The sequence below is a fragment of the Citrobacter sp. RHBSTW-00944 genome (assembly GCF_013615435.1).
Taxonomy (GTDB): Bacteria; Pseudomonadota; Gammaproteobacteria; order Enterobacterales; family Enterobacteriaceae; genus Citrobacter; species Citrobacter braakii.
Genome location: NZ_CP055418.1, coordinates 4,474,053 through 4,489,907, shown reverse-complemented (window position 1 = coordinate 4,489,907; position 15,855 = coordinate 4,474,053). Strand labels below are relative to the sequence as shown.

The following is a 15,855-nucleotide window of genomic DNA, read 5'->3' as shown; positions in this document are numbered from 1 at the left end:
GTCATTTGTGGTAGTTCTGTAGGTCGGATAAGACATTTAGGACGCCATCCGACTATTACAATACCTGATGGTGCCAGGCTTATCAGGCCTCAGGGTAACAGAACATCCCTATTTTCTGCGCATAAAAAAGGCCGCTTTCGCGGCCTGAAGATGATGAATATTTACTTCGCCTTGTTTTCCAGATTCTCAACCTGCGGCAGGCCGGTTGTGGAAGAGGCGGTCAGCAGGCCAGACTGTGTATAACCGAACAGCTTCTCGCGGGTATCAGTGATATCCAGATTACGCATGGTCAACTGACCGATACGATCATCCGGAGAGAATACCGAGTCGCCTTTTTCCATCGTCAGACGTTCTGGTTTGTAAGTCAGATTGTCCGACACGGTGTTGAGGATGGAGTAATCATTACCGCGACGCAGTTCCAGCGTCACTTCACCCGTAATCTGGCTGGCAACCCAACGCTGCAGACCGTCACGCAGCATCAGCGCCTGAGAGTCAAACCAGCGGCCCTGATACAACAGACGACCAAGCTGGCGACCGTGCGCGTGATACTGCTCGATGGTGTCTTCGTTGTGAATCCCGGTCAGCAGACGCTCATAGGCGATGTGCAGCAATGCCATCCCCGGAGCTTCGTAGATGCCCCGGCTTTTCGCTTCAATGATACGGTTTTCAATCTGATCGCTCATACCCAGACCGTGACGGCCGCCGATGCGGTTGGCTTCCAGCATCATCTCAACGTCGTCGCTGAAGGTTTTACCGTTCAGCGCAACCGGATGACCCTGCTCAAAACGCACGGTGACTTCTTCTGCCGGGATCTTCACGCTCTCATCCCAGAATTTCACGCCCATAATCGGGTTGACGATTTTGACGCTGGAGTTCAGAAACTCGAGGTCTTTTGCTTCGTGGGTCGCCCCGAGCATATTGGAGTCCGTGGAGTACGCTTTCTCAACGGACATCTTGTAGTCGAAACCACAGGCAATCATAAATTCGGACATCTCATGGCGACCGCCGAGTTCATCGATAAAATCGGTATCCAGCCATGGTTTGTAAATCTGCAGTTCGGCGTTGGTCAGCAGACCGTAACGATAGAAACGTTCAATATCGTTACCTTTATAGGTGCTACCGTCACCCCAGATATTTACGCCATCTTCTTTCATGGCCGCAACCAGCATGGTGCCGGTGACAGCACGGCCCAGCGGAGTGGTATTGAAATAGGTCAGTCCGCCGGTGGTGTTGTGGAATGCACCGCACTGAATCGCAGCAATCCCTTCGGCAACCAGCTGCTTACGGCAATCTACCAGGCGAGCATTCTCAGCACCATATTCCATTGCACGGCGAGGAATGGCGTCATAGTCATCCTCATCCGGCTGGCCCAAATTCGCAGTATATGCATATGGGACAGCCCCTTTTTGTCGCATCCACAGCAGTGCTGCACTGGTGTCCAGGCCGCCGGAAAAAGCGATACCAATACGTTGACCTACCGGGAGATGCTTGAGAATCGTCGTCATAAAATAAAACCCTGCTTGATAGACTGTTGAAGAGGTCGGCTTATTATACTAATTGCATTTTTATGCAAAATAAGTGAGTTTTCATTTAATCATCTTTTCTGGATGACAGGAAGAGTTTAGTGATAATTTCGTTAAATAACGGCGCGGGTGATACATTTATCTGGTCGAATATTCGCTGGGCAGCATTCATTGATTTGCATAGTCGTAACAAGGTTGACATACCGCATAGTGAATCAATATACTGTGCGCAGATTTTACGTCCCGTCCTCGGTACCAAATCCCAGCAGTATTTGCATTTTTTACCCAAAACGAGTAAAATTTGCCACGTTTCAGGCGCGGGGTGGAGCAGCCTGGTAGCTCGTCGGGCTCATAACCCGAAGGTCGTCGGTTCAAATCCGGCCCCCGCAACCACTTTCCCTTAGAGTTCTTTTTCAAATATACTGTGAAGACTTAGGCCTTCGTAGCTGGATTTGAAAAAAATTCTTTCGGAAGGTTTTCCGAACCGCAGGTGCGGTTATAGGGTTCAGTTATATAAAGCCCCGATTTATCGGGGTTTTTTGTTATCTGACTACAGAATAACTGGGCTTTAGGCCCTTTTTTTATGTCTTGGGGGTGGGCTTGTCCACATTAGAGCAAAAATTAACAGAGATGATTACAGCGCCAGTTGAAGCCCTGGGCTACGAGTTGGTCGGCATCGAATTTATTCGTGGTCGCACATCCACACTGCGCATCTATATTGATAGTGAAGATGGCATCAATGTTGATGATTGTGCTGATGTGAGCCATCAGGTAAGCGCCGTGATGGATGTCGAAGACCCAATCACCGTTGCCTACAACCTGGAAGTCTCCTCTCCGGGTCTCGACCGTCCTCTGTTCACAGCTGAACACTACGTGCGTTTCCTGGGTGAAGAAGTGACGCTGGTTCTTCGTATGGCGGTACAAAACCGTCGTAAATGGCAGGGCGTTATCAAAGCGGTGGATGGTGAGATGATCACGGTCACAGTCGAAGGTAAAGATGAAGTGTTCGCGCTGAGTAATATCCAGAAGGCGAACCTGGTTCCCCACTTTTAACAGTCTGGATTGAGGTGAAAAGCCCGCGATGAACAAAGAAATTTTGGCTGTTGTTGAAGCCGTATCCAACGAAAAAGCGCTGCCACGCGAGAAAATTTTTGAAGCGCTGGAAAGTGCGCTGGCTACAGCAACAAAGAAAAAATATGAGCAAGAGATCGACGTTCGCGTAGAAATCGATCGTAAAAGCGGTGATTTCGATACCTTCCGTCGTTGGGTAATCGTAGAAGAAGTTACTCAGCCGACCAAAGAAATTACGCTGGAAGCGGCACGCTTCGAAGACGAAAGCCTGAACGTGGGCGAATATGTTGAAGATCAGATTGAATCTGTCACCTTTGACCGTATCACCACCCAGACCGCGAAACAGGTTATCGTACAGAAAGTACGTGAAGCTGAACGCGCAATGGTTGTCGATCAGTTCCGCGAACACGAAGGCGAAATCGTCACCGGTGTGGTGAAGAAAGTTAACCGCGACAACATTTCTCTGGATCTGGGCAGCAATGCTGAAGCCGTGATCCTGCGTGAAGACATGCTGCCGCGTGAAAACTTCCGCCCAGGTGACCGTATTCGTGGCGTTCTTTACTCTGTACGCCCGGAAGCGCGCGGTGCCCAGCTGTTCGTAACCCGTTCCAAACCGGAAATGCTGATAGAGCTGTTCCGCATTGAAGTGCCGGAAATTGGCGAAGAAGTGATCGAAATTAAAGCGGCTGCTCGCGATCCGGGTTCACGTGCGAAAATCGCCGTTAAGACCAACGACAAGCGTATTGATCCGGTCGGCGCCTGTGTGGGTATGCGCGGTGCGCGCGTTCAGGCGGTTTCTACCGAACTGGGCGGCGAGCGTATCGATATCGTCCTGTGGGATGATAACCCGGCGCAGTTCGTGATTAACGCAATGGCGCCAGCAGACGTCGCTTCTATCGTGGTGGATGAAGACAAACACACCATGGATATCGCGGTTGAAGCCGGTAACCTGGCTCAGGCGATTGGACGTAATGGTCAGAACGTCCGCCTGGCTTCACAACTGAGCGGTTGGGAACTCAACGTGATGACCGTTGATGACCTGCAGGCGAAGCATCAGGCTGAAGCACATGCAGCCATTGATACCTTCATCAAATATCTCGATATCGATGAAGATTTCGCGACAGTTCTGGTGGAAGAAGGTTTTGCGACGCTGGAAGAACTGGCCTACGTGCCAATGAAAGAGCTGTTGGAAATTGACGGCCTGGATGAACAGACCGTTGAAGCGCTGCGCGAGCGTGCTAAAAACGCACTGACCACTCTGGCACTGGCCCAGGAAGAAAGTCTCGGTGATAACAAACCGGCTGACGATCTGCTGAATCTGGAAGGATTGGATCGTGAGATGGCCTTCAAACTGGCTGCCCGTGGTGTTTGTACGCTGGAAGATCTCGCTGAACAGGGCATTGATGATCTGGCTGATATCGAAGGGTTGACCGACGAAAAAGCCGGTGAGCTGATTATGGCTGCCCGTAATATTTGCTGGTTCGGCGACGAAGCGTAATAAACTGTAGCAGGAAGGAACAGTATGACAGATGTAACCGTAAAAACGCTGGCTGCAGAGATACAGACCTCCGTGGATCGCCTGGTACAGCAATTTGCTGATGCAGGTATCCCGAAGTCTGCTGACGACTCTGTGTCCGCACAAGAGAAACAAACCTTACTGGCGCATCTGAACCGTGAAAACGGCTCAGCGCCCGATAAGTTGACATTGCAGCGTAAAACGCGCAGTACTCTCAATATTCCAGGTACCGGTGGAAAAAGCAAATCGGTACAAATCGAAGTCCGCAAGACACGCACCTTTGTGAAACGCGATCCGCAAGAGGCTGAACGCCTTGCCGCGGAAGAGCAGGCGCAGCGTGAAGCGGAAGAGCAAGCCCGTCGTGAGGCAGAAGAAGCTGCCAAACGCGAGGCGCAACAAAAAGCCGAACGTGAGGCCGCAGAACAAGCTAAGCGTGAAGCCGCTGATAAAGCGAAACGTGAAGCTGCGGAAAAAGACAAAGTGAGCAATCAACAGACCGACGATATGACTAAAACCGCCCAGGCCGAAAAAGCCCGCCGTGAAAATGAAGCCGCAGAACTGAAGCGTAAAGCGGAAGAAGAAGCACGTCGCAAGCTTGAAGAAGAAGCGCGCCGCGTAGCGGAAGAAGCTCGCCGTATGGCGGAAGAAAACGAGAAGAATGGTGTGAACAACGCTGAACCTGTTGAAGATACCAGCGATTATCACGTCACCACCTCTCAGCATGCTCGCCAGGCAGAAGACGAGAACGATCGTGAAGTAGAAGGCGGTCGTGGTCGTACTCGCAGCACGAAAGCAGCGCGTCCGGCGAAGAAAGGTAACAAACACGCTGAATCTAAAGCTGACCGTGAAGAAGCGCGTGCAGCGGTTCGCGGCGGTAAAGGCGGTAAGCAGCGTAAAGGTTCCGCTCTGCAGCAGGGCTTCCAGAAGCCGGCTCAGGCCGTTAACCGTGACGTTGTGATCGGCGAAACCATCACCGTTGGCGATCTGGCGAACAAGATGGCAGTCAAAGGTTCCCAGGTCATCAAAGCGATGATGAAGCTGGGCGCAATGGCGACCATTAACCAGGTCATCGACCAGGAAACCGCACAGCTGGTTGCCGAAGAGATGGGCCACAAAGTTATCCTGCGTCGTGAAAACGAGCTGGAAGAAGCAGTAATGAGCGACCGTGACACCGGCGCTGCGGCAGAGCCGCGCGCACCGGTAGTGACCATCATGGGTCACGTTGACCACGGTAAAACCTCTCTGCTGGACTACATTCGCTCCACGAAAGTTGCCTCTGGCGAAGCGGGCGGCATTACTCAGCACATCGGTGCGTACCATGTTGAAACTGACAACGGTATGATCACCTTCCTGGATACCCCGGGTCACGCCGCGTTTACCTCCATGCGTGCTCGTGGTGCTCAGGCAACGGATATCGTTGTTCTGGTTGTTGCAGCAGATGACGGCGTGATGCCGCAGACTATCGAAGCTATCCAGCACGCGAAAGCGGCAGGTGTGCCGGTAGTGGTTGCAGTCAACAAAATCGATAAACCAGAAGCAGATCCAGATCGCGTTAAAAACGAACTGTCCCAGTACGGCATCATGCCGGAAGATTGGGGCGGCGAGAGCCAGTTCGTTCACGTTTCTGCGAAAGCGGGTACCGGTATCGACGAACTGCTGGATGCTATCCTGTTGCAGGCCGAAGTACTGGAACTGAAAGCTGTACGTAAAGGTATGGCGAGCGGTGCGGTTATCGAATCCTTCCTGGATAAAGGTCGTGGTCCGGTTGCTACCGTGCTGGTACGTGAAGGTACGCTGAACAAAGGCGACATCGTACTGTGTGGTTTCGAATACGGCCGCGTTCGTGCGATGCGTAACGAACTGGGTCAGGAAGTACTGGAAGCGGGTCCGTCCATTCCGGTGGAAATCCTGGGTCTGTCCGGTGTTCCGGCTGCGGGTGACGAAGTTACCGTTGTTCGTGACGAGAAGAAAGCCCGTGAAGTTGCACTGTACCGTCAGGGCAAATTCCGTGAAGTTAAACTGGCTCGTCAGCAGAAATCTAAACTGGAGAACATGTTCGCCAACATGACCGAAGGCGAAGTTCACGAAGTGAACATCGTTCTGAAGGCCGATGTTCAGGGTTCTGTAGAAGCGATTTCTGACTCTTTACTGAAACTGTCTACCGACGAAGTAAAAGTGAAGATTATCGGTTCTGGCGTAGGTGGTATCACCGAAACCGACGCGACCCTGGCTGCGGCATCCAACGCGATTCTGGTTGGCTTCAACGTCCGTGCTGATGCCTCTGCACGTAAAGTTATCGAATCAGAAAGCCTGGATCTGCGTTACTACTCCGTCATCTATCATCTGATCGACGAAGTGAAAGCAGCGATGAGCGGCATGCTGTCTCCGGAACTGAAACAGCAGATCATTGGTCTGGCTGAAGTTCGTGATGTGTTCAAATCACCGAAATTCGGCGCTATCGCAGGCTGTATGGTTACCGAAGGCACGATTAAACGTCACAACCCAATCCGCGTACTGCGCGACAACGTGGTTATCTATGAAGGCGAGCTGGAATCCCTGCGCCGCTTCAAGGATGACGTCAACGAAGTCCGTAATGGCATGGAATGTGGTATCGGCGTTAAGAACTACAACGACGTTCGCGTTGGCGATATGATCGAAGTGTTCGAGATTATCGAGATCAAACGTACCATCGCATAATCTTCGTCGTCTTTTGGGCCGCAACTGCGTTGGCTGCGCTCGATCACCCCGGTCACATAGTTATCTATGCTTCCGGGGATTTACGAGTTTGCCGCCTTGCTGCAACCCAAAATCCTTAGAAGATGATTAAGTGTAGGCTGGGGAAGCGAAGCGCCACCCGGCAAGAAATTTAAAAAGGGGCTTATGGCCCCTTTTTTGTCTTTATTCTGGAGAATTTATTATGGCGAAAGAATTTGGTCGCCCACAGCGTGTCGCGCAGGAGATGCAGAAAGAAATCGCACTCATCCTGCAACGCGAAATCAAAGACCCGCGTGTTGGTATGATGACCACCGTATCGGGTGTTGAGATGTCCCGAGACCTGGCATACGCTAAAGTGTTCGTGACTTTCCTTAACGATCAGGACGAAGCTGCCGTGAAAAACGGCATTAAGGCACTGCAGGAAGCCTCTGGTTTTATCCGCTCTCTGCTGGGTAAAGCAATGCGTTTGCGTATCGTGCCTGAGCTGACCTTCTTCTACGACAATTCGTTAGTTGAAGGGATGCGCATGTCCAACCTGGTGACCAGCGTGGTGAAACATGACGATGAGCGTCGTGTGAACCCAGCGGACGACAGCAAGGAGGACTGATGAGTCGTCCTCGTCGTCGTGGTCGCGACATTCACGGTGTTCTACTGCTGGATAAGCCGCAGGGCATGTCCAGCAATGACGTACTGCAAAAAGTAAAGCGCATCTACAATGCCAACCGCGCGGGACATACTGGCGCGCTGGATCCGCTGGCAACAGGCATGCTGCCTATCTGCCTCGGTGAAGCGACTAAGTTTTCCCAGTATTTGCTGGATTCTGACAAACGCTATCGTGTGGTTGCCCGTCTGGGCCAGCGTACCGACACCTCCGATGCCGATGGGCAAATCGTGCAGGAGCGTCCGGTAACCTTCAGCGCAGAGCAGCTTGCCAGCGCGCTGGAGACTTTCCGCGGCGATATCGAGCAGATTCCGTCAATGTATTCGGCGCTGAAGTACCAGGGTAAAAAGCTGTACGAATATGCGCGTCAGGGCATTGAAGTGCCGCGTGAAGCGCGCCCGATTACCGTCTATGAGCTGCTGTTTATTCGCCACGAAGGTAACGAGCTGGAGCTGGAAGTTCACTGCTCCAAAGGCACTTATATTCGCACCATCGTTGACGATCTCGGTGAGAAGCTGGGCTGCGGCGCGCACGTAACGTATCTGCGTCGTCTGACGGTCAGCAAGTATCCGGTGGATCGTATGGTTACGCTGGAACATCTGCATGAGCTGGTTGAACAGGCCGAACAGCAGAACATTCCGGCGGCGCAGCTGCTTGATCCTTTGCTGATGCCAATGGACAGTCCTGCATCGGACTACCCTGTTGTTAATTTGCCTTTAACATCGTCGGTTTACTTTAAAAATGGTAACCCGGTACGGACGTCAGGTGCGCCGCTGGAAGGGCTGGTGCGCGTGACGGAAGGCGATGATGGCAAGTTTATCGGCATGGGGGAGATGGACGATGAAGGTCGTGTCGCCCCTCGTCGCCTGGTGGTTGAGTATCCTGCATAGCGCTCTCTGTCTTGCGATAAAAGGGCGCTGCGAGTAGAATACTGCCGCTTAACGTCGCGTAAATTGTTTAACAATCTGCGTGGCGTGTACACAAAATCATTCGAGCTGCATCAAGGCGGCAGGTCTGAGGATCCTCAGGAGCTTACTCAGGTAAGTGACCGAGGTGAGCGGACACAGCCAGCGCAGGGTCAGTTTGAAGAAGGCGTGTATACACTGGGATAGCTGAATTAGAGATCGGCATCCTTTCATTCTTAACACTTTGGAGTTTTAAAATGTCTCTAAGTACTGAAGCTACCGCTAAAATCGTTTCTGAGTTTGGTCGTGATGCAAACGACACCGGTTCTACCGATGTTCAGGTTGCTCTGTTGACTGCACAGATTAACCACCTGCAGGGCCACTTTGCAGAGCACAAAAAAGATCACCACAGCCGTCGTGGTCTGCTGCGCATGGTTTCTCAGCGTCGTAAACTGCTCGACTACCTGAAACGTAAAGATGTTGCACGTTACACCGCGCTGATCGAGCGTCTGGGTCTGCGTCGCTAATTCTTTCGAGTTTCAGAAAGAGGGGGCCTTCATGGCCCCTTTTTTCCAGCAGATGGCAGCAATTCGCTGGAAACTAATGTATTGTTGCTATGAATGATCTTCCGTTGCAGAGGTTCGCGCGGCTAATGAGAGGCTTTACTCATGCTTATGGGTTAGGGTTGTCATTAGTCGCGAGGATGCGCAGAAGATCGGGTATTAACGATGGCGCAAAAAAAATGTGCCGTCAAAAAATAGAGAAAGGATATTAATTTGCTTAATCCGATCGTTCGTAAATTCCAGTACGGTCAGCATACCGTTACGCTGGAAACCGGCATGATGGCGCGTCAGGCGACTGCCGCTGTTATGGTTAGCATGGATGACACTGCGGTATTCGTTACCGTTGTTGGCCAGAAAAAAGCGAAACCAGGCCAGGACTTTTTCCCACTGACCGTTAACTATCAGGAGCGTACCTACGCTGCTGGCCGTATCCCGGGTAGCTTCTTCCGTCGTGAAGGCCGTCCGAGTGAAGGCGAAACTCTGATCGCGCGTCTGATTGACCGCCCGGTTCGCCCGCTGTTCCCGGAAGGCTTCGTTAACGAAGTTCAGGTTATCGCGACCGTTGTTTCCGTTAACCCGCAGGTTAACCCGGATATAGTGGCAATGATTGGTGCATCTGCTGCGCTGACTCTGTCTGGCATCCCATTCAACGGCCCGATCGGTGCTGCACGTGTTGGTTACATCAATGACCAGTACGTACTGAACCCGACTCAGGACGAACTGAAAGAAAGCAAGCTGGACCTGGTTGTTGCTGGTACTGAAGCTGCCGTACTGATGGTTGAATCCGAAGCTGAACTGCTGAGCGAAGACCAGATGCTGGGCGCTGTAGTATTCGGCCACGAACAGCAGCAGGTTGTTATTCAGGCTATCAACGAGCTGGCGAAAGAAGCTGGCAAACCGCGTTGGGACTGGCAGCCAGAAGCCGTCAACGAAGCGCTGAACGCACGCGTTGCCGCACTGGCAGAAGCTCGCCTGAGCGATGCTTACCGTATCACCGACAAACAAGAGCGTTACGCTCAGGTTGACGTGATCAAATCTGAAACCATCGCGACTCTGGTGGCTGAAGACGAAACCCTGGACGCTAACGAACTGGGTGAAATCCTGCACGCTATCGAGAAAAATGTTGTTCGCAGCCGTGTACTGGCAGGCGAGCCGCGCATCGATGGTCGTGAAAAAGACATGATCCGTGGTCTGGACGTGCGTACTGGCGTGCTGCCGCGTACCCACGGTTCCGCACTGTTCACCCGTGGCGAAACTCAGGCGCTGGTTACTGCGACCCTGGGCACCACTCGTGATGCGCAGAACCTTGACGAGCTGATGGGCGAGCGTACTGACAACTTCCTGTTCCACTACAACTTCCCTCCGTACTGCGTAGGTGAAACTGGTATGGTCGGTTCTCCGAAGCGTCGTGAGATTGGTCACGGTCGTCTGGCGAAGCGTGGCGTACTGGCAGTGATGCCGGAACTGGATAAATTCCCGTACACCGTACGTGTGGTTTCTGAAATCACCGAATCTAACGGTTCTTCTTCCATGGCTTCCGTATGTGGTGCTTCTCTGGCGCTGATGGACGCAGGCGTGCCGATCAAAGCTGCCGTTGCGGGTATCGCGATGGGTCTGGTGAAAGAAGGCGACAACTTTGTTGTTCTGTCTGACATCCTGGGCGACGAAGACCACCTGGGCGATATGGACTTCAAAGTGGCGGGTTCCCGCGACGGTATCTCTGCACTGCAGATGGATATCAAAATTGAAGGTATCACCAAAGAGATCATGCAGGTTGCTCTGAACCAGGCTAAAGGTGCGCGTCTGCACATCCTGGGTGTGATGGAACAAGCGATCAACGCACCGCGTGGTGACATTTCTCAGTTCGCTCCGCGTATCCACACCATCAAGATCAGCCCGGACAAGATCAAAGACGTTATCGGTAAAGGCGGTTCTGTTATCCGTGCTCTGACCGAAGAAACCGGCACCACCATTGAAATCGAAGATGATGGTACTGTGAAGATTGCTGCGACCGACGGCGAGAAAGCGAAATATGCTATCCGTCGTATCGAAGAGATCACCGCAGAGATCGAAGTAGGCCGTATCTACAATGGTAAAGTGACCCGTATCGTTGACTTTGGCGCATTCGTTGCCATTGGTGGCGGTAAAGAAGGTCTGGTACACATCTCTCAGATCGCTGACAAACGCGTTGAGAAAGTGACCGATTACCTGCAGATGGGCCAGGAAGTACCGGTCAAAGTTCTGGAAGTTGATCGCCAGGGCCGTGTACGTCTGAGCATTAAAGAAGCAACTGAGCAGTCTCAGCCTGCAGGCGAACCGGAAGCTCCGGCAAGCCAGGGCGAGTAAGGTTGCCATTGCCCTCCGTGAAAGCGGAGGGCTTTTAACCCGGCAGGACGCCTTGTTAGCAACCGGGGAACCTGGACGTTCATTCAATCGTTGTCTTCGGGAGTGGGAAATGAAGCCTTTTTTGCGCTGGTGTTTCGTTGCGACAGCACTCACGCTGGCTGGATGCAGTAATTCCGCCTGGCGTAAGAGTGAAGTCCTCGCAGTACCATTGCAACCGACTTTGCAGCAGGAAGTGATTCTGGCACGTATGGAACAAATTCTTGCCAGTCGGGCTTTAACCGATGACGAACGCGCACAGCTTTTATATGAGCGCGGAGTGTTGTATGATAGTCTCGGTCTGAGGGCACTGGCGCGAAATGATTTTTCACAAGCGCTGGCAATCCGACCAGATATGCCTGAAGTATTCAATTACTTAGGTATATATTTAACGCAGGCAGGCAATTTTGATGCTGCCTATGAAGCGTTTGATTCTGTACTTGAGCTTGATCCAACTTACAACTACGCGCACTTAAATCGCGGTATCGCATTGTATTACGGCGGTCGCGACAAGTTAGCGCAAGATGATCTGCTAGCGTTTTATCAAGACGATCCCAATGATCCTTTCCGTAGTCTGTGGCTTTATCTCGCCGAGCAGAAGCTCGATGAGAAGCAGGCTAAAGAAGCGTTAAAGCAACGCTTTGAGAAATCGGATAAAGAGCAATGGGGATGGAACATTGTCGAGTTCTACCTGGGCAACATTAGCGAAGCAACGCTGATGGAACGCCTAAAGGCGGACGCAACGGATAACACCTCGCTCGCTGAGCATCTCAGTGAAACCAACTTCTATTTAGGTAAGTACTACCTAAGTCTGGGGGATTTGGACAACGCTACGGCATTGTTCAAACTGGCGGTGGCTAACAACGTTCATAACTTTGTTGAGCACCGATACGCATTGTTGGAATTATCGCTCCTGGGCCAGGACCAAGATGACCTGGCAGAATCGGACCAGCAATAGCTGACGTACACATCAGCCCGTAATCTTTTTTGATTGCCATCACCTTCACGGGTGAGGGCGTTGTTGTTCGTTAATACACCTACTTTGAGCCGGTTCACACTTTTCAATGAAAATTGCAGATCAATTTCATGATGAGTTATGTAGACTGGCCGCCATTAATTTTGAGGCACACGTACTACATGGCTGAATTCGAAACCACTTTTGCAGATCTGGGCCTGAAGGCTCCTATCCTTGAAGCCCTTACCGATCTGGGTTACGAAAAACCATCTCCAATCCAGGCAGAGTGCATTCCGCATCTGCTGGGCGGCCGCGATGTTCTGGGTATGGCCCAGACGGGTAGCGGCAAAACTGCAGCGTTCTCTTTACCGCTGCTCAACAATCTTGATCCTGAGCTGAAGGCACCTCAGATTCTGGTGCTGGCACCGACCCGCGAACTGGCGGTTCAGGTTGCAGAAGCCATGACGGATTTTTCTAAACACATGCGCGGCGTGAACGTGGTTGCCCTGTACGGCGGCCAACGTTATGACGTGCAATTACGTGCCCTGCGTCAGGGACCACAGATCGTTGTCGGTACGCCGGGCCGTCTGCTGGACCACCTGAAGCGCGGTACTCTGGACCTCTCCAAACTGAGCGGTCTGGTACTGGACGAAGCTGATGAAATGCTGCGTATGGGCTTCATCGAAGACGTTGAAACCATCATGGCGCAGATCCCGGAAGGTCATCAGACCGCTCTGTTCTCCGCGACTATGCCGGAAGCGATTCGTCGTATTACCCGCCGCTTTATGAAAGAGCCGCAGGAAGTACGCATTCAGTCCAGCGTAACTACCCGTCCTGACATCAGCCAGAGCTACTGGACCGTCTGGGGCATGCGTAAAAATGAAGCGCTGGTGCGTTTCCTGGAAGCAGAAGACTTTGATGCGGCGATTATCTTCGTTCGTACCAAAAATGCGACCCTGGAAGTGGCAGAAGCGCTGGAGCGTAGCGGTTATAGCAGCGCTGCACTGAACGGCGACATGAACCAGTCCCTGCGTGAGCAGACTCTGGAGCGTCTGAAAGATGGCCGTCTGGATATTCTGATTGCTACCGACGTTGCGGCCCGTGGCCTGGACGTTGAGCGTATCAGCCTGGTTGTTAACTACGACATCCCGATGGATTCCGAATCTTACGTTCACCGTATCGGCCGTACCGGTCGTGCGGGCCGTGCGGGTCGCGCGCTGCTGTTCGTTGAGAACCGTGAGCGTCGTCTGCTGCGTAACATCGAACGCACCATGAAGCTGACTATTCCGGAAGTAGAACTGCCGAACGCAGACCTGCTGGGCAAACGCCGTCTGGAAAAATTCGCCGCTAAAGTACAGCAGCAGCTGGAAAGCAGCGATCTGGATCAGTACCGTGCTCTGCTGGCGAAAATGCAGCCGGAAGAAGAACTGGATATCGAAACGCTGGCAGCAGCACTGCTGAAAATGGCTCAGGGCGAACGTCCGCTGATCCTGCCGCCAGATGCGCCGATGCGTCCGAAACGCGAATTCCGCGACCGTGACGATCGTGGTCCGCGTGACCGCAACGATCGTGGCCCGCGTGGTGACCGTAATGAGCGTGGTGGTGAAGACCGTCCGCGTCGTGAACGTCGTGACGTTGGCGATATGCAGCTGTACCGCATTGAAGTGGGCCGTGATGACGGTGTTGAAGTCCGTCATATCGTTGGTGCGATTGCTAACGAAGGCGATATCAGCAGCCGTTACATCGGTAACATCAAGCTGTTTGCTTCCCACTCAACCATCGAGCTGCCGAAAGGTATGCCGGGCGACGTGCTGCAGCACTTTACCCGTACTCGCATCCTGAACAAGCCGATGAACATGCAGCTGGTTGGCGATGCAGTTCCGCACACCGGTGGTGAGCGTCGTGGCGGTGGCCGTTTCAGCGGTGAGCGTCGTGAAGGCGGTCGTGGCGAAGGTCGTGGTTTCAGCGGTGAGCGTCGTGAAGGCGGTCGTAGCGAAGGTCGTCGTTTCAGCGGCGAACGTCGTGAAGGCAACCGCGGTCCGCGTCGTGACGATTCTTCTGCTCCGCGTCGTGATGATTCCGCTGGTCGTCGTCGTTTCGGCGGTGATGCGTAATCCATGCGAAATTACGGTTTAATACCGTAAAGTAAAATATACAGCCCCGATCTTAACAATCGGGGCTTTTTTTATTTCATTTGTACTCGTGTACTGGTACAGTGCAGCACATTGAAATGTAGTCACAATATAAATGACTGGAGAGATGGCTAAATGGCAACACTAACCACCACCCAAACGTCACCTTCGCTGCTTGGCGGCGTGGTGATCATCGGCGGCACCATTATTGGCGCAGGGATGTTTTCTCTGCCAGTGGTCATGTCCGGGGCGTGGTTCTTCTGGTCAATGGCGGCGCTGATCTTCACCTGGTTTTGCATGCTGCACTCCGGGCTGATGATCCTTGAAGCTAACCTCAATTACCGCATTGGTTCCAGCTTTGACACCATCACGAAAGATCTGCTGGGCAAAGGCTGGAACGTTGTGAACGGCATCTCGATTGCTTTCGTTCTCTATATCCTTACCTATGCGTATATCTCGGCGAGTGGTTCGATCCTGCATCACACCTTTTCGGAGATGTCGCTGAACGTTCCGGCGCGTGCGGCGGGTCTTGGTTTTGCGCTGCTGGTGGCGTTCGTGGTGTGGTTAAGCACCAAAGCGGTTAGCCGCATGACGGCGATTGTGCTGGGCGCGAAGGTGATTACTTTTTTCCTGACCTTCGGCAGTCTGCTGGGGCATGTTACGCCTACTACGCTGTTTAACGTGGCGCAGAGCAACGCTTCGTATACGCCGTACCTGCTGATGACGTTACCGTTCTGCCTGGCCTCATTCGGCTATCACGGCAACGTCCCGAGCCTGATGAAGTACTACGGCAAAGATCCGAAGACCATCGTTAAGTGCCTGGTGTACGGCACGCTGCTGGCGCTGGTGCTGTATACCGTATGGTTGCTGGGGACGATGGGTAACATCCCGCGTCCGGAATTTATCGGTATTGCGCAGCAGGGCGGTAACATTGATGTGCTGGTACAGGCGCTGAGCGGCGTGCTGAACAGCCGCAGTCTGGATCTGCTGCTGGTGGTGTTCTCCAACTTTGCGGTGGCGAGTTCATTCCTCGGGGTCACGCTCGGTCTGTTTGACTATTTGGCGGATCTGTTTGGCTTTGATGACTCGGCAATAGGACGTTTTAAAACGGCATTGCTGACGTTTGTCCCGCCGATTGTCGGTGGCCTGTTGTGGCCGAACGGTTTCCTGTACGCCATTGGCTATGCAGGGCTTGCCGCGACCATCTGGGCCGCCATTGTTCCGGCGCTGCTGGCCCGTAAATCCCGCGAGCGTTTCGGCAGCCCGAAATTCCGTGTCTGGGGCGGCAAGCCGATGATTGCGCTGATCCTGGTATTCGGTATTGGCAACGCGGTTATCCATATTCTGTCGAGCGTGAATTTGTTGCCTGTGTACCAGTAACCTTTTAGTGCCGGATGGCGGTTGCGCCTTATCCGGCCTATACGGTCTCGTA

The 15,855-nt window shown here is 52.8% G+C and carries 12 protein-coding genes and 1 tRNA gene; 12 read left to right on the top strand and 1 reads right to left on the bottom strand.

Annotated features, from left to right (window positions below; genetic code table 11):
- Positions 1–161: 161 nt before the first annotated feature.
- Positions 162–1,505, bottom strand: coding sequence for an argininosuccinate synthase (argG, locus tag HV334_RS21760; RefSeq protein ID WP_049283205.1), 1,344 nt, complete (start codon positions 1,503–1,505; stop codon positions 162–164).
- Positions 1,506–1,839: 334 nt separating this feature from the next.
- Here argG and HV334_RS21755 point away from each other — a divergent pair.
- From HV334_RS21755 to mtr, 12 genes are all read left to right on the top strand, one after another.
- A tRNA-Met gene (locus HV334_RS21755) sits at positions 1,840–1,916 on the top strand.
- A gap of 207 nt (positions 1,917–2,123) precedes the next feature.
- A complete protein-coding gene (rimP, locus tag HV334_RS21750) occupies positions 2,124–2,576 on the top strand; it encodes a ribosome maturation factor RimP (protein WP_003024996.1) in 453 nt (150 codons plus the stop codon).
- A 28-nt stretch (positions 2,577–2,604) separates the two neighbouring features.
- Complete coding sequence (gene nusA, locus HV334_RS21745; RefSeq protein WP_181220892.1) at positions 2,605–4,092, top strand: transcription termination factor NusA; 1,488 nt, start codon at positions 2,605–2,607, stop codon at positions 4,090–4,092.
- Between the two features lie 24 nt (positions 4,093–4,116).
- Entirely contained in the window at positions 4,117–6,807 is a 2,691-nt protein-coding gene (infB, locus tag HV334_RS21740; protein ID WP_016154667.1) for a translation initiation factor IF-2, read from the top strand.
- Between the two features lie 220 nt (positions 6,808–7,027).
- Positions 7,028–7,432 carry a 30S ribosome-binding factor RbfA gene (rbfA, locus tag HV334_RS21735; RefSeq protein ID WP_003024988.1) on the top strand — a complete coding sequence of 135 codons (405 nt, stop codon included), beginning with the start codon at positions 7,028–7,030 and terminating at the stop codon, positions 7,430–7,432.
- A complete protein-coding gene (gene truB / locus HV334_RS21730) occupies positions 7,432–8,376 on the top strand; it encodes a tRNA pseudouridine(55) synthase TruB (RefSeq protein WP_047358518.1) in 945 nt (314 codons plus the stop codon). The genes rbfA and truB overlap by 1 nt, the downstream gene beginning before the upstream one ends.
- Before the next feature lie 272 nt (positions 8,377–8,648).
- Entirely contained in the window at positions 8,649–8,918 is a 270-nt protein-coding gene (gene rpsO, locus HV334_RS21725) for a 30S ribosomal protein S15 (RefSeq protein WP_000059465.1), read from the top strand.
- A 249-nt stretch (positions 8,919–9,167) separates the two neighbouring features.
- The gene (gene pnp, locus HV334_RS21720; protein ID WP_008785911.1) at positions 9,168–11,300 is read left to right on the top strand and encodes a polyribonucleotide nucleotidyltransferase; all 2,133 of its coding nucleotides are present in this window, start codon (positions 9,168–9,170) and stop codon (positions 11,298–11,300) included.
- A 109-nt stretch (positions 11,301–11,409) separates the two neighbouring features.
- The gene (gene nlpI, locus HV334_RS21715; protein WP_003024982.1) at positions 11,410–12,294 is read left to right on the top strand and encodes a lipoprotein NlpI; all 885 of its coding nucleotides are present in this window, start codon (positions 11,410–11,412) and stop codon (positions 12,292–12,294) included.
- A 106-nt stretch (positions 12,295–12,400) separates the two neighbouring features.
- Positions 12,401–12,481, top strand: coding sequence for a protein YrbN (gene yrbN / locus HV334_RS21710; protein WP_010723222.1), 81 nt, complete (start codon positions 12,401–12,403; stop codon positions 12,479–12,481).
- Entirely contained in the window at positions 12,474–14,405 is a 1,932-nt protein-coding gene (locus tag HV334_RS21705) for a DEAD/DEAH family ATP-dependent RNA helicase (RefSeq protein WP_047413955.1), read from the top strand. Before yrbN ends, HV334_RS21705 begins: the two co-directional genes overlap by 8 nt.
- A 153-nt stretch (positions 14,406–14,558) precedes the next feature.
- Positions 14,559–15,803: a tryptophan permease gene (gene mtr / locus HV334_RS21700; protein WP_181220891.1), complete on the top strand. Its 1,245-nt coding sequence runs from the start codon at positions 14,559–14,561 to the stop codon at positions 15,801–15,803.
- Positions 15,804–15,855: the final 52 nt, after the last annotated feature.

Coding starts and splice junctions, on each gene's coding strand:
- nlpI (WP_003024982.1), top strand. CDS start 11,410: ATGAAGCCTTTTTTGCGCTGGTGTTTCGTTGCGACAGCACTCACGCTG.
- rbfA (WP_003024988.1), top strand. CDS start 7,028: ATGGCGAAAGAATTTGGTCGCCCACAGCGTGTCGCGCAGGAGATGCAG.
- infB (WP_016154667.1), top strand. CDS start 4,117: ATGACAGATGTAACCGTAAAAACGCTGGCTGCAGAGATACAGACCTCC.
- nusA (WP_181220892.1), top strand. CDS start 2,605: ATGAACAAAGAAATTTTGGCTGTTGTTGAAGCCGTATCCAACGAAAAA.
- HV334_RS21705 (WP_047413955.1), top strand. CDS start 12,474: ATGGCTGAATTCGAAACCACTTTTGCAGATCTGGGCCTGAAGGCTCCT.
- rpsO (WP_000059465.1), top strand. CDS start 8,649: ATGTCTCTAAGTACTGAAGCTACCGCTAAAATCGTTTCTGAGTTTGGT.
- mtr (WP_181220891.1), top strand. CDS start 14,559: ATGGCAACACTAACCACCACCCAAACGTCACCTTCGCTGCTTGGCGGC.
- argG (WP_049283205.1), bottom strand. CDS start 1,505: ATGACGACGATTCTCAAGCATCTCCCGGTAGGTCAACGTATTGGTATC.
- truB (WP_047358518.1), top strand. CDS start 7,432: ATGAGTCGTCCTCGTCGTCGTGGTCGCGACATTCACGGTGTTCTACTG.
- yrbN (WP_010723222.1), top strand. CDS start 12,401: ATGAAAATTGCAGATCAATTTCATGATGAGTTATGTAGACTGGCCGCC.